Origin of the sequence: Streptomyces sp. NBC_00038 (genome assembly GCF_026343635.1) — a bacterium.
In the GTDB taxonomy this organism is placed as follows: Bacteria; Actinomycetota; Actinomycetes; order Streptomycetales; family Streptomycetaceae; genus Streptomyces.
Genome location: NZ_JAPELQ010000001.1, coordinates 5,435,446 through 5,449,707 on the forward strand (window position 1 = coordinate 5,435,446; position 14,262 = coordinate 5,449,707).

Sequence of the window (14,262 nt, forward strand, 5' to 3'; positions counted from 1 at the left end):
CCCTCGCACAAGTGAACGGATGCTACCAGTGGGTCAGTTGTGAGCCGTACGAGGTGATCGACGGGGCCGGGACCTCCGCCAGGGGCGGTCGACGCGGCCCGAACATCTGCCGCGGCATGCTCAGTTCACCTGCGTTTTCCGTTCCGTACTTCTCAAGTTTCGTTAAGCGGAGGCAAAGGCAACTCAAAGGGTTACCCACGATTGTCGGTGACATGTTGCTTCTTGTCGCCGCTGACCTGGTCGCCGTCTCCGTGCTGGCCTTCGGGATCTACTTCCCCCGCCACCACCGCCGGGACCTGGTGGCCGCGTTCCTGGGCGTGAACGTCGGCGTGCTCGCCGTGGCGATGGTGCTCGGCTCCACCTCGGTCGGCATCGGCATGGGGATGGGCCTGTTCGGGGTGCTGTCGATCATCCGGCTCCGGTCGTACGAGATCGCGCACCACGACATCGCCTACTACTTCTCGGCACTGGCGATCGGCCTGCTGGCCGGTCTCTCCGAGTCCCTCGACCTGCTGCACGTCGGGCTGATGCTGCTGGTCGTGGGCACGCTCTTCGTCGGCGACCACCCCCGGCTCTTCCCGCGCTACCGGCAGCAGAACCTGCGCCTGGACTCCGCCTACACCGACGAGGACGCCCTGCGCGCGGACCTCGAAGTGCTGCTTGGCGGACGGGTGGTGAACCTGTCGGTGCGGAGCATCGACCTCGTCAACGACACGACCCAGGTCGAGGTGCGGTACGTCGTCCCGGCCGCCTCGCGGGCTCCCAAGGCTGCGAAGGCGGCCAAGGCGCCCGGCTCCCGTACCGAGCGGAGGGTGGGGGCGTGACCGCCCTCGACTCCGTCGACACGGTCGTCGGCACGCTCCGTCCGATCGGGCTCGACGAACTCCTCACGCAGGCCTCGCTGTTGACCCGCCTCGACCGCAAGTACATGCTGCCGGTCGCCGATCTGCCCTTCGTCCTCGGCGGTCTCGACGAGGACTCGCAGGTCCTGGAGATGGACGGGGCACGGCAGTTCGCCTACCGGTCCGTCTACTTCGACACCCCGGAGATGGACGGCTACCTGGGCGCCGCACGCAGCCGGCGGCGCCGGTTCAAGCTGCGGATCCGTACGTATCTCGACTCAGGACAGCACTTCTTCGAGGTCAAGACGCGGGGCCCGCGCGGCACCACGGTCAAGCAACGCATCCCGTACGAGGGCGAGTTGGGGCGGCTCGGCGCCGAGGCGCGGGATTACGCCGACACCGTGCTCGCCGAGTCCGGGATCGACTCCGGCCGCTTCCGGTTCGTGCCCACCCTCACCACGTACTACCGGCGCACGACCCTCTTCCTCCCGGCCACCGGAAGCCGGCTGACCGCCGACACCGACCTGACCTGGACGCTGCCCGACGGCAGGGCCCTGCGCACCCCCGACCGGACCATCGTCGAGACGAAGGCGGGCCGGGCGGGCTCGGGGGCGGACCGGCTGCTCTGGTCGCTGAAGCACCGGCCCTGCCCGGTGTCCAAGTACGGCACCGGGCTCGCCGCCCTGCGCCCCGAGCTTCCCTCGAACCGCTGGCTGCCCGTACTGCGGCGCCATTTTCCGACGGCACTGGACGGGAGTCCGGCATGAGCACACGTACACGTATCAGAACAACGGCACGAGGGTTTCGTACGAAGGCGGTGGGCGCCCTCGCCTCGGCGGTGCTCGCCGCGGCGGCGCTGGCCGGGTGTTCCTCGGGGAGCGACACCGCGGGAGACTCCGCCACGCCGAGTGCGAGCAGCGGGTCGTCGGCCGCCGCAGTGGACGGTGGCCAGGGCGCCGCCGCCGTGCTCGCCGACAACAAGGAGTCGCACGCGGAGGCCTCCGACGGCGACTGGGACGAGGCCGACGCCGTCGGGATCGAGCTGGACGGCGACTCGGCGACCTCCGACGGCGACGGGGTGAAGGTGGACGGGTCCACGGTGACCATCACCGCGGGCGGTACCTACCGGGTCAGCGGCACCCTCACCGACGGGCAGATCGTCGTCAACGCGCCTGACGAGAAGGTGCAGTTGGTGCTCGACGGCGCCTCGGTCTCGCACTCCTCCGGCGCCGCGATCGAGGTCACCGAGGCCGACGAGGCCATCGTCGTCCTCGCCGACGGCAGCGAGAACACCCTGAGCGACGCCGACTCCTACGCCGACGACGCCGAGGCCAACGCCGCGCTCTACAGCGCCGCCGACCTGACCGTCACGGGCGGCGGGAGCCTCACCGTGCACGGCAACGGCAACGACGGCATCGCGAGCACGGACGGCCTGGTGATCGCCTCCGGCACGATCGTGGTCGACGCCGCCGACGACGGCATCCGCGGCAAGGACTACCTGATCGTCGAGGGCGGCAAGGTCACCGTCACCGCCGGTGGTGACGGCCTCAAGGCCGACAACGGCGAGGACACGGACTCCGGTTACGTCGCGATCGGCGCCGGGACGGTGAAGGTGACGGCCAAGGGGGACGGTGTCGACGCCGCCACCGACCTGGTGGTCACCGGCGGCACGCTGACCGTCGACAGCGGTGACGGGAGCGGCACCCAGCCGTCCGACGACACGTCCACGAAGGGGCTGAAGGCGGGCGTGATCAACGTGCTCGAAGGCGGCACCGTGTACGTCGACTCCTCCGACGACGCCGTGCACAGCGACGGCGCGGTCCACATCACCGGGGCGAAGGTGACGGCCGCGAGCGGCGACGACGGGGTGCACGCCGAGGGCGACCTGATCGTCGACAAGGGGTCGTTGAAGATCACGTCGGCGGTCGAGGGCGTGGAGGGGGCCGACATCGCGGTGAACGGCGGCACGGTGGAGATCCACTCCAGCGACGACGGGATCAACGCGGCGGGCGGTACGAGCACTTCGGAGGACGCCGGCGGTGGCTTCGGCGGGGGCGGCGGAGGCGGCGGCAGTGAGGTGGGCGACTTCAAGCTGACCGTCACCGGCGGCACCCTCGTGGTGTACGCCGACGGCGACGGCCTCGACTCGAACGGCACCGCCGAGATCACCGGCGGCACGGTCGTCGTCAACGGACCGGAGCAGGCCGGGAACGGCGCCCTCGACGTCAACGGCAGCTTCACCGTCAGCGGCGGCACCCTCTTCGCCGCGGGCAGCGCGGGCATGGCCGTCGCACCCGGTACCGAGTCCGAGCAGGGCTGGCTCTCCGCGACCCTCGACTCGGCGGTCGACGCGGGCACGACCCTGCACGTCGTCGACTCCGACGGCAAGGTCCTGGCCACCTTCGTCACTTCGAGGTCCGTCCAGAACGTCGTCCTCTCCTCCTCCGCCGTCAAGAGCGGCGAGGAGTACCGCATCTACTCCGGCGGCTCCGCCTCGGGCACGAGTACCGGCGGTCTGACCGCGACGGGCGAACTCGGCTCGGCCGAGGAGATCGCCACGGTGACGGCGGGCGAGGCTCCGGAGGGCGGATTCGGCGGAGGCGGACCGGGCGGCCGGGGGTAAGTCCCGCGGGTGGCCCTCAGGTGTCGTACGAGCCGTCCCAGGGCTCGCCGAAGCCGAGGTGGTCCGGGTAGAGCTCGGCCCAGCTCTCGCCCTCGTCCTCCCTGATCACCAGGCCGAACAGGACGCCGTCGACGGTGATTTGGAAGGGGCGGATCGCTATGTCCATGTAGCGGCGCCGGGGGAGACTTCTCAGCAGTTTCCCCAGGTGGGCCTCGGCCCGGGCGAGGACCGAGCCCTCGGCGTGCGGGGCGCGGTGCTGCTCGGCCCAGGTGCCCGCGCACCAGATCTCCGAGTCGCGGTACCGGCCCTCGGCGTCGAAAGTGTGCAGCACCGTGTAGAGGCGCTTGTGCTCTTCCCAGCCGTCGTCGGGACGGAACCCTTCGGGGAAGGCATACGTGACCGACGCCAGGAACTGACCATCCGCGTACCGGCCGATGGCCTCGGTGCGGTGGTGCGGTTCATAGGCGATCGGGATGACTGCGGGGACTGCCATGGCGAAACCATACGGGTGGCTTCGAACATGCTGGCGCCGGGGGCGGTTTCCAGCCTGGCGGATTTTGTGAAGAGGGCCCGGCACCACCTGGTGCCGGGCCCTTCACGACTACCCCGTAACTACCCCGCAACTACTCCGGCGCTCCGCCGAAGCGCTCCTTGTACGACTCCAGGTCCTCGTCCGTGATCTTCGCGAAGAGGACCGGAGGGACGGTGAAGGCCGTACCGGCGGGGACCGAGGTCAGCGCCTTCGCCTCCTCCGCCGAGACCCACGTCGCTGTGTCGTCCGCGAGCGCGAAGGCCGAGCGCATGGCCTTGGCCGACGCCGGGATGAAGGGCTCCGACACCACCGAGTAGAGGTGGATCAGGTTCATCGCCGTACGGAGGGTCAGGGCCGCGCCTTCCGGGTCGGTCTTGATCTCCAGCCAGGGGGCCTTCTCCTCCAGGTAGGAGTTGCCGGCCGACCACAGGGCGCGCAGCGCGGCGGCCGCCTTGCGGAACTGGAGGGCTTCCATCTGGGTCTCGTACTCGGCGAGCAGGCCGGCGATCTCCTCGCCGAGCCGCGTCTCCGCCTCACCGGCGGCGGTGCCCGCCGGTACTTCGTCGCCGAAGCGCTTGCGCGAGAAGGACAGGACGCGGTTGACGAAGTTGCCCAGCGTGTCCGCCAGGTCCTTGTTCACCGTCGTCGTGAAGTGCTCCCAGGTGAAGGACGAGTCGTCCGACTCGGGGGCGTTGGCGATCAGGAAGTAGCGCCAGTAGTCGGCGGGGAGGATGTCCAGGGCGGCGTCGGTGAAGACGCCGCGCTTCTGGGACGTGGAGAACTTTCCGCCGTAGTACGTCAGCCAGTTGAAGGACTTCAGGTAGTCGACCTTCTTCCACGGCTCGCGGACGCCCAGCTCGGTCGCCGGGAACATCACCGAGTGGAAGGGCACGTTGTCCTTGGCCATGAACTCCGTGTAGCGGACCGGGTTCTCGCCGGAGTCGGCGTCGTACCACCAGGACTTCCAGTCCCGGTTCTCCGGGTCGAGATCCGACCACTCCTTCGTCGCGCCGATGTACTCGATCGGGGCGTCGAACCAGACGTAGAAGACCTTGCCCTCGGCGGCCAGCTCCGGCCAGGTGTCGGCCGGGACCGGGACGCCCCAGTCCAGGTCACGGGTGATCGCCCGGTCGTGCAGGCCCTCGGTCAGCCACTTGCGGGCGATGGAGGAGGCGAGCTGTGGCCACTCGTCGCTGACCTCGTCGATCCACGCCTCGACCTCGTGCTGCAGCTTCGACTGGAGGAGGAAGAGGTGCTTGGTCTCCCGGACCTCAAGGTCGGTGGAGCCGGAGATGGCGCTGCGCGGGTTGATCAGGTCGGTCGGGTCCAGGACGCGGGTGCAGTTCTCGCACTGGTCGCCGCGGGCCTTGTCGTAGCCGCAGTGCGGGCAGGTGCCCTCGACGTAGCGGTCCGGGAGGAAACGGCCGTCCGTCGGCGAGTACACCTGACGGATCTCGCGCTCCTCGATGAAGCCGTTCTCGTTCAGGCGGCGGGCGAAGTGCTGGGTGATCTCGCGGTTCTGCGGGCTGGAGCTGCGGCCGAAGTAGTCGAAGGCCAGCGCGAAGCCGTCGTACACCGCCTTCTGCGCGTCGTGTGCCTGCGCGCAGAACTCGTCGACCGGGAGGCCCTGCTCCTTCGCGGCCAGCTCGGCCGGGGTGCCGTGCTCGTCCGTCGCGCAGATGTACAGCACGTCGTGGCCGCGCTGGCGGAGGTACCGGGAGTACACGTCCGCCGGGAGCATGGACCCCACCATGTTGCCCAGGTGCTTGATCCCGTTGATGTACGGAAGGGCGCTGGTGATGAGGTGTCGAGCCATTGCGGGCTGCTCCCAAGTCGGTACGTGGGGTGACGATCGTCGGTTCAGATGGTGACGTCGGTCGTCTTACGAACCTTGAAATCGTATCCGACATGGGTGGGCCGCCCGCCTCCCGTTTTACGGGGTGGGAAGCGGGCGGCCTCTTGCGGATTTCGCGGGGCTTACGGGCGCCAGTTCGCCAGTACGCCCTCGTAGATCTCGGCGTCCGTCAGTTCGCGCGGGGTCGGGCCCGCGTGGAAGAAGGCCGTGTTCTCGGTCTTCAGCTTGCGGAGGTAGTCGAAGGCCTTGTTGTCCGTCTCTCCGAAGGCGACGAAGGAGAAGAAGACGGAGGGGTGGGTCTTCGCCGCGTCCGTGAGGGACTGGGTGGCGGGGGTCTTGGCGTCGGGGGCGCCGTCCGTCTGGAAGACGACGAGGGCGGGGTCCGTGGTGTCCGACTTCTGGTAGTGCGTGAGGACTTCCTCCACGGCTGCGTGGTAGCTCGTACGTCCCATGCGGCCGAGGCCCGCGTGGAGTTCGTCGATCTTGTTCTCGTGGTCGGTGAGGGTGAGTTCGCCGGTGCCGTCCAGCTCCGTGGAGAAGAAGACGACGTGGACCGTGGCCTCGGGGTCGAGGTGGGCGGCGAGGGCGAGGGTCTGCTCGCCGAGGGCCTGGGCGGAGCCGTCCTTGTAGTACGCGCGCATGCTCGCGGAGCGGTCGAGGACGAGGTAGACGCTGGCGCGGGTGCCGGTCAGCTTCTGCGTTTCCAGGGCTGTGGCTGCCTCGGAGTAGGCGGTGAGGAGGCTTGCGGGTACGTCTGCCCGGGCGGCGGCCGGGGTGAGCTTCTCCGCCTCCCGCTCGGGGGTTTCTTCGGCCTCGGGCCGGGGGGTGGGCACCCGGCCTTCGGCCGGGTCGGTTTTCCCGCCCGCACCACCCGTGACGGTCTCGTCGTCGGCTGCGGGTGGCCCCGGTGGGGCCTCATCGCCGTCGGCGGCCGTCGGCTCGTCCGCCTGCGCGGCGGCGGGAGCGGGCTCCTCGGCGGCGATCGGCTCGGGGTCGGCCGCAGCTTCCGGCTCGGGCTCCGCTACGGGCTCGGCCTCGACCACAGCCTCCGCTACGGGCTCGGCCTCGACCACAGCCTCCGCCACGGCCTCGGCCTCGACAACCGACTCCGCCTCGATCACCGGCGCGGGCGTCTCCGCCGGCTCCGGCGTCTTCACCTCGGCCGCAACCTCCGGTTCCGGCGTCCGCGCCGGTGGAACCGTCACGTTGTCGAACGCCGCCGATACCAGTTCGTCCACCACGGACGACTTGGGCTCGGTGGCAGGTGCGGGGACCTCCGCGGCCGGTGTCGGTTCCGGCTGGAGTTCGGTGGACGGTGCCGGAATCTTCGGTTCAGCTTCCTGCACAGGAACCCGTGCAGGAGCCGTCGGAGTCGAAACCTCCCGCGAGGTCTCCCCGTCGGCGTCACGACCCTTGCGTGAGCGGCCGAACGCATTCCGCAAGACGGTGAGAATGCCCATGTGCGCAACCCTTCGCGTGAGTTGGTGCCCGTCAATCCCTGGCCAGGACGGACACGTAAGGTTAGCGGTCACAGCTGGTGATCTTCGGCAGGGGCGGAGTACGCGGACGCCACCCGTCAAGACCGCGTCCCGGAAGCGACCGAAACCACACCCTACGGACGCGGGTCGACACCTTCACGGAAGCGACCCGGACCCGCCTAACCAGTCCCTCGTCGGCGCTACCCGCGTCACACCAACACCCCTGCGGATTCCACGGGTTCACCACCCGTTCATCCCGCTGGCCTGTTTCCGCACATACGCACCACCTAGCGTCACGCTGAAACCAAGGGACCGCATGGGGAGAGCAAAGTGCGCAGACTTCTGCCGTTGATCGGAACGTCCAGTACGCATCCCGGCGGCAGGTCTGCGATGACCTGTCTCTACCGCTGTGGCAACGCCTGTTTCCACGAGATACCGAACACCAGCGACAACGAGTACGTCGGTGACGTGATCGCCACCGCGCTGAGCCGTCGTTCGATGATGCGGGCCGCGGCCGTCGTGACCGTCGCCACCGCGGCGGGCACCGCCGTCATCGGCACCGGCGCCCAGCAGGCGCAGGCGGCCACCGCGGAAACCGCCTCAAAGACCGACAAGGCGGCCCGCGGCCTCCGCTTCACCGCCGTCGCCCCCAACCTCGCCGACGCCGTGGTGATCCCCGACGGGTACGCCCAGAACGTCGTGATCCGCTGGGGCGAGCCCATCCTCCGCGGCGCCCCCGCCTTCGACCCGGACAAGCAGACCGCCGCGGCACAGGCGGGCCAGTTCGGCTACAACAACGACTTCCTGGCGCTGCTGCCGCTCCCCGGTGAGCGAGGCCGCCAGATCCTCGTGGCGAACCACGAGTACACCGACGAGGTCCTGATGTTCAAGGCGTACGACGCCGCGAACCCGACCCGTGAGCAGGCCGAGATCGCCTGGGCGGCGCACGGCCTGTCCGTCGTCGTCGTGGAGGAGGACAAGCGGAGCGGCAAGCTGACCGCGGTCCCCCGCCACCACCTCAACCGCCGTGTCACGGCGACCACCGAGTTCAAGGTGACGGGACCGGCCGCCGGCTCGGACCTCCTCAAGACCTCCGCCGATCCGACCGGCAAGAAGGTCCTCGGCACGCTCAACAACTGCGCCGGCGGCGAGACCCCCTGGGGCACGACGCTGCACGGCGAGGAGAACTTCAACCAGTACTTCGCCAACAGCAGCCGCCCCACCGACGCCCGCTACGGCATCGGCACCACCGCCACCGAGCGCAAGTGGGAGCGTTTCGACAAGCGTTTCGACGTCGCCCAGGAGCCGAACGAGGTCCACCGCTTCGGCTACGTCGTCGAGCTGGACCCGTACGACCCGAGCTCCGCGCCCCGCAAGCGCACGGCGCTGGGCCGTATCAAGCACGAGGGCGCGACCGTCCGCCTCACGGACGACGGCCGCCCGGTCGTCTACACCGGTGACGACGAGCGCTTCGACTACTTCTACAAGTTCGTCGGCAGCAAGAAGATGAAGAAGGGCAGCTCACGCTCTGCCCGCGAGCACAACCTGACCCTCCTCGACGAGGGCACGCTGTACGTCGCCAAGCTCACCGGCGACTCCCCGGCGGCCGAGATCGACGGCACGGGCAAGCTGCCGGCCGACGGCGAGTTCGACGGCGGCGGCGTGTGGATCCCGATCGCGACTGCCACCGCGAAGGGCGCCGTCTCGCACGTCGAGGGCATGACCGCCGAGGAGGTGTACGTCTTCACGCGTCTCGCCGGTGACAAGGTCGGTGCCACGAAGATGGACCGCCCCGAGGACATCCAGCCCTCCCCGACCACAGGCAAGGTGTACGTCGCTCTGACGAACAACACCAACCGCGGTGTAGGCAGCAACGCCAAGGCCGACGAGGCCAACCCGCGCAACGCCAACAAGCACGGGCACATCCTCGAACTCACCGAGGGCCGCAACCGCCCCGAGAGCCTGACCTTCGGCTGGTCGCTGTTCCTCGTCGCGGGCGACCCGACCGACCCGGCCACCTACTTCGCGGGCTTCCCGAAGGAGAAGGTCAGCCCGATCTCCTGCCCGGACAACGTGGCCTTCGACTCGCACGGCAACCTGTGGATCTCCACCGACGGCAACCAGCTCGGCTCGCACGACGGCCTGTTCGGTGTCGCGACCAAGGGCGAGCGGCGCGGTGAGCTCAAGCAGTTCCTGACCGTCCCGACCGGCGCCGAGACCTGCGGCCCGCTCGTCCAGGACCGGCGCGTGCTCGTCGCCGTCCAGCACCCGGGCGAGATCAGCGGCGCGAGCGTCGAGAAGCCGGCGAGCATCTGGCCCGACGGCGCCGGCAAGATCGTCCGCCCGGCGGTCGTCTCGGTGTGGCGCAAGGACGGCTGCGACATCGGCGTCTGACGGCAGCAGTCACGAGGATGGGGGCGCCCCCTGGCTCAGGGGGCGCCCCCATTCCCGTACCGGGAGATGTCAGTGCGGCGACGTGATCGCCCGTGCCGCCGCGACCTCCTGCCGGAGCGGTTCGAGGACGCTCCCCGAGGGCCCGGTGAGATCCGTACGGACCTCGAAGAGCACGTCCGTCTTCCGCAGCCCCTCGGACAACTCCCGCAATTGCAGGGTGACTTGGCCGACCTCGGCGGTCGAAGGCCGAGCGGCCCCGTGCCGGATCCGTACCCCGGCGGCCGTCGTCGCGTCGACGATCCGCTCGACGGCGACGACGAGCGGGAGCCAGGCGGCGGCGCGCCTACCGCCCGGTGGCGGTTCGGTCAGGGCGCGCTGGAACTCCGTGCGGATGGCGGAGAGGTCGCGGTAGAGGCGGCGGCGCATCCGGGAGCGGGCGGCGGGGTCGGTGCCGTCGCCGAACGCGTACTCCACGTACCCGGCGGTTTCCGCGACCGCGTCCGCGAGCCGGTCTCCGACCCGGGTGTGCCAGCTCTCCGGCCACAGCAGGTACCCGGCGACGATGGCGATCGCGCACCCCATGAGGGAGTCGACCAGGCGCGGGACGAGTAGTGCCGTGCCCTGGTGGTTGAGGACGTCGGAGAGGAGGAGGATCACCGGGGTGACGGCGGCGGTCTGGTAGCCGTACCCGCGCGGGGTGAGCGCCGGGATGAGCGGGGCGAGGACGAACATCACGGGTACGTCCCACCAGCCGAGCGGTACGACGGCGAGAACCCCGGCCGCGACGACGAGCCCCACGACCGTGCCGAGGGCGCGCAGAAGCGCCCGTGAGAACACGGACCCGAAGTCGGGCTTCATCACGAAGGTGATGGTGAGGGCGACCCAGTACGAGCGCGGCACCGGGACGATCGAGACGAGGGCCTGTGCGAGGCCGATGCACAGGGCGAGGCGCAGGCCGTAGCGCCAGGAGGCGGCGGACAGGACGACGTTGCGGGCGGCGCGTGCGGCGCGGACGCGCAGGGCGGCGGGCTTGCCGAGCCGGTCGTCGACATTGCCCGCGTTCGGGGTCTGGTCCGTGACCACGGCGGCGGCGTGCCGCAGGGCGTGGTCGACGGCGCGCGCGGTCTCGCTCTCCGGGGTGGGGAGCCGCAGCCCTATCGGGCCGCTGTAGCCGGTTTCGACGGCTTCGGCGAGATGGCGTACGGCGGCGGGGACTTCGGCCGGCAGCGGCCTGCCGTACTGGTGGGCCGCCGGAGCCGCCTCCACGACGGGCGTCACGGCGTTCAACTGGGCGAGCAGGCGCACGAGTTCGGAGTTGCGGCCGTGCTGGAAGGCGCGCCGGGCGAGGACCAGGTCGTACGACTTGTTGAGGGACTCGGTGACGGCCAGGCGGAGTTCGTCGTACTTCCCGGTGCCGCTCGCGGCGAGCAGATCCGCCACCGTCCGGTAGCTGGCGGCCACCGCGGCCCGCTCGGGCACCCGCGCCCGCAGCGGCCAGGCGAGCAGCGCCAGGACGAGCACGAGGAGCCCGCCGCCGGACATCAGCAGCGGCGTGAGCCACCACTCGCCCGGCAGCGGAAGCCCGGCGCCGATCACGCAGTTGAGGAGCAGCAGCAGGCCGGACACGGAGGCCACGGCGCCGATCGACGAGATCATCCCGGAGAGCAGCGCGATGACGGTGACGGTGGCGACGGTGACCCAGCCGTGCCCGAAGGCGAGTGAGCCGATGGTGACGCCGATGGCGCCGAAGAGCTGGGGGACCGCGATGTTGAGGATCCGCATGCGGTAGGCGTCGGCGGTGTCGCCGATGACTCCCGACAGGGCGCCCATGGAGGCGAGCGCGCCGTACTCCGGCTGTCCGGCCGCGAGGCCGATGGCGAGCGGCAGGGCCATCGCGATCGAGGCGCGGGCGACGGCGGCCCAGGGGATGGGGGCGTGCTGCGGTTGGAGGTTCCTGACCAGCCAGTCGGGAGGGGTGAGGCGGCTGATGGGGGACTGGCGGGACATGCCCACAGTATGGCGGGCACGCCTGTCCCAGCTGTCTCGGCCGTCTCAGCCGCGCTGGTGGAGGGTGAGATCGACGACGAGCGCGCGGTGGTCGGAGTCGGTGAGTTCGAGGAAGCCGGCCTTGTTCGCCGAGAAGTCCGCGGAGACCAGGACGTGGTCGATCTGGGTGCCGAGGGCCGGGGCGGTCCGGGAGGGCCAGCTCGGGGTGCGGGCCTCTCCGGCGAGGCGGGAGCTGTCGCGCAGGCCGGTGTCGAGGATGCGGCGGAACGCGGCGTGGTCCTGGGAGGCGTTGAAGTCCCCGGCCAGGATGGTGGGTTGGTCGTCGCCCGCCGCCGCGTAGTCGCGCAGCTCGCCGAGCTCGCGCCGCCAGACGCCGACCTGGCCGGGGAGCGGGGGCATGGGGTGCGCGAGCTGCAGCCGCACGTCGTGCCCCTGTACGTCGGCCACCGCGCCGGGCATGCCCATGGTGGTCCCGGGCACACCGTCGGCGCCCTTGAGCGGGAACCGGCTGAGGATCACGGACCCTTCGGATTCGGGGCCCTCGACGGACTCCCGGTACGGGAACGCCCCGCCGCTTCCCCCGAAGGCGTCATCGAGCGTGCGGGAGCACTCGTACTCGCACTCCGCGACGAACACGATGGCGGGCCTCTCCCGATCGACGGCGGCGACGAGCGCGTCGGTCGCCCACCCGAACTGCACGTTGGCGGTCATCACGCGGAGTTCCGCGACGGGCGCCCCGGTCGGCTCGCTGATCTTCCCGTACGGCTCGATGTACCAGGCGAGGCCGCCGAGCACGGCCACGCCCCACACCATGCCGATCCGCCAGCGGGCGAGCAGGGCGAGCGCGAGTGCCAGCCCGGTCGGCGCCAGCAGCCACGGCAGGAAAGCCAGCAACTGCGGCACGGGCGTGATCCCGTCGCTGTCCCCCGCCCGGAATCCGAGCACCACGCTCACCCCGGTCAGCAGGACTCCCGCGAACCAGGCCTTCACACTCCGCCGCCGCCCGACCTTCTCCCCCGGCCCGGTCCACTCGGCCGCCGCAGTATCCAAGTCCCGGTCCCGGCCTTCCGTTCGTCCGCGTGGGGTGTCGGAATTCTCCCCTGAGGACCCTAAGGACGGGGTGAGGCGGTGGAGGGTTGCGCTGCGAACGCGCGGGTCGACGGAGCTACTTCGTCGTCGACGGACGTCCTGCCGTGGCCAGCGCCCAGATCACGAAGACCGCGATGGCGATGGAGATCATCGACCAGAAGGGCGAGTAGGGCAGGAACATGAAGTACTCGATCATGGACAGGGCGGCGAGGCCGATGCCGACGCCGCGGGCCCAGTCCATGCCCTGGAGGATGCCCCAGCCGGTGACGGCGACGAGGACGCCGATGACGAGGTGGATCCAGCCCCAGGTGGTGAGGTTGAACTCGTACACATAGCTGCCGAGGCGTGTGTAGACGTCGTCGGCGGCTATGCCCGCGATGCCGTTGAGCACACTCAGGATGCCGCTGACCATCATCAGGACACCGGCGAAGGTGGTACCGCCGGAGGCCCACGCGGAGCCTTCGGTCGTGGCCGTGCGGTGCTTGGGGTCGACGGGCGGCGCGGCGTGCTGGGTCATGGGGTCTCCTCGGGGCGTGCCTGGAATTCACTCGCAGGTTCGCCCCGGGGGTGGGCGCTCGCATCAGGGGTGGGCCGAACGGGTGAATCCCCGCGGCGCGGGCCTCTCCGGGTCAGCCGTCCACCCGTGCCAGGAAGGCGGCCAGTGCCTCGTTGAACTCCTCCGGGCGCTCCAGGTTCGGCATGTGCGCCGCCGAGTCGATCACCTGGAGCGTGGAGTCGGGGAGCGCCGCGTGCATTGCCTGCGCGTCGGAGACCGGGGTGAACTCGTCGTCGGCGCCCACGACCACGAGGGCCGGGACCGTGACCCCGGTCAGGAGCGAGCGGTAGTCGGGGCGTTCCGCGCGGCCGCGCAGGGCCGCCGCCGCGCCCTCGGGGGAGGTCGCGGTCATCATGCGGTGCACATGCGCGGCGACCTCCGGGTCCGCGTACGGCGCGACCATCTTGTGCAGCACCTCGTCGGCGTAGCCGCGCATCCCCTCGTGCAGCAGCCGGTCCGCCATCGCGTTCCGCGTCTTCTTCCCCTCCGGCGTCTCGGCGGCCGGGAAGGTGTCCGCGAGGACCAGCCCCCGGATGCGCTCCGGGAACTGCCGGTAGCACTCCATGACGATCTGCCCGCCCATCGACAGCCCGGCGAGGACGAACTCCTCGACCCCCAAGTCGTCGAGGAGCGCCGCGATGTCCTCGGCGAACGTGGAGAGCGGGGTGACGCCGGGCACCACCGGGGAGGCGCCGTAGCCGCGCAGGTCGGGGGCGACGACCCGCCGGGAGGGGGCGAACGCGGTGATCTGCGGGGTCCACATCGTGCGGTCGAAGGGGTGGCCGTGGATCAGGACGAGGGGGAGCGCCGAAGAGCCGGCGCTGCCTGTGTCTTCGTACGCGAGAAGGTCGGGTGCCATGGTCACGACCCTAGGCCCGCTCAACTC

The 14,262-nt window shown here is 70.4% G+C and carries 11 protein-coding genes; 4 read left to right on the forward strand and 7 right to left on the reverse strand.

The features are described from left to right. Positions 1-212 precede the first annotated feature (212 nt). From OG219_RS24550 to OG219_RS24560, 3 genes are read left to right on the forward strand one after another with little or no spacing between them, the layout of a single operon-like run. Positions 213-824, forward strand: coding sequence for a DUF4956 domain-containing protein (locus OG219_RS24550; RefSeq protein ID WP_266829859.1), 612 nt, complete (start codon positions 213-215; stop codon positions 822-824). Next, the gene (locus OG219_RS24555; RefSeq protein WP_266829861.1) at positions 821-1,609 is read left to right on the forward strand and encodes a VTC domain-containing protein; all 789 of its coding nucleotides are present in this window, start codon (positions 821-823) and stop codon (positions 1,607-1,609) included. The genes OG219_RS24550 and OG219_RS24555 overlap by 4 nt, the downstream gene beginning before the upstream one ends. Continuing rightward, entirely contained in the window at positions 1,606-3,465 is a 1,860-nt protein-coding gene (locus OG219_RS24560) for a carbohydrate-binding domain-containing protein (RefSeq protein WP_266829863.1), read from the forward strand. The genes OG219_RS24555 and OG219_RS24560 overlap by 4 nt, the downstream gene beginning before the upstream one ends. Positions 3,466-3,481: 16 nt before the next feature. Here the strand turns inward: OG219_RS24560 and OG219_RS24565 are convergent, their stop codons facing one another. The 3 genes from OG219_RS24565 to OG219_RS24575 form a co-directional block, all read right to left on the reverse strand. Then, positions 3,482-3,958, reverse strand: coding sequence for a hypothetical protein (locus OG219_RS24565; protein ID WP_266829865.1), 477 nt, complete (start codon positions 3,956-3,958; stop codon positions 3,482-3,484). Positions 3,959-4,088: 130 nt separating this feature from the next. Then, entirely contained in the window at positions 4,089-5,813 is a 1,725-nt protein-coding gene (gene metG, locus OG219_RS24570) for a methionine--tRNA ligase (RefSeq protein ID WP_266829867.1), read from the reverse strand. Positions 5,814-5,974: 161 nt separating this feature from the next. Continuing rightward, entirely contained in the window at positions 5,975-7,312 is a 1,338-nt protein-coding gene (locus OG219_RS24575; protein WP_266829869.1) for a VWA domain-containing protein, read from the reverse strand. A 348-nt stretch (positions 7,313-7,660) separates the two neighbouring features. Between OG219_RS24575 and OG219_RS24580 the strand changes: the two genes are divergently transcribed. Next, on the forward strand, positions 7,661-9,724 hold the full coding sequence (locus tag OG219_RS24580) for a PhoX family phosphatase (protein ID WP_266829871.1): 2,064 nt from the start codon (positions 7,661-7,663) through the stop codon (positions 9,722-9,724). Positions 9,725-9,793: 69 nt separating this feature from the next. On the opposite strand, the gene OG219_RS24585 is transcribed toward OG219_RS24580, so the two are convergent. From OG219_RS24585 to OG219_RS24600, 4 genes are all read right to left on the reverse strand, one after another. After that, entirely contained in the window at positions 9,794-11,731 is a 1,938-nt protein-coding gene (locus OG219_RS24585) for an FUSC family protein (protein WP_266829873.1), read from the reverse strand. 45 nt (positions 11,732-11,776) lie between these two features. Then, a complete protein-coding gene (locus OG219_RS24590) occupies positions 11,777-12,781 on the reverse strand; it encodes an endonuclease/exonuclease/phosphatase family protein (protein WP_266829875.1) in 1,005 nt (334 codons plus the stop codon). A gap of 115 nt (positions 12,782-12,896) precedes the next feature. Further along, positions 12,897-13,337, reverse strand: a complete 441-nt coding sequence (locus OG219_RS24595) for a hypothetical protein (RefSeq protein WP_266829877.1) — start codon at positions 13,335-13,337, stop codon at positions 12,897-12,899. 112 nt (positions 13,338-13,449) lie between these two features. Continuing rightward, complete coding sequence (locus OG219_RS24600) at positions 13,450-14,235, reverse strand: alpha/beta fold hydrolase (protein ID WP_266829879.1); 786 nt, start codon at positions 14,233-14,235, stop codon at positions 13,450-13,452. Between the last annotated feature and the right edge of the window lie 27 nt (positions 14,236-14,262).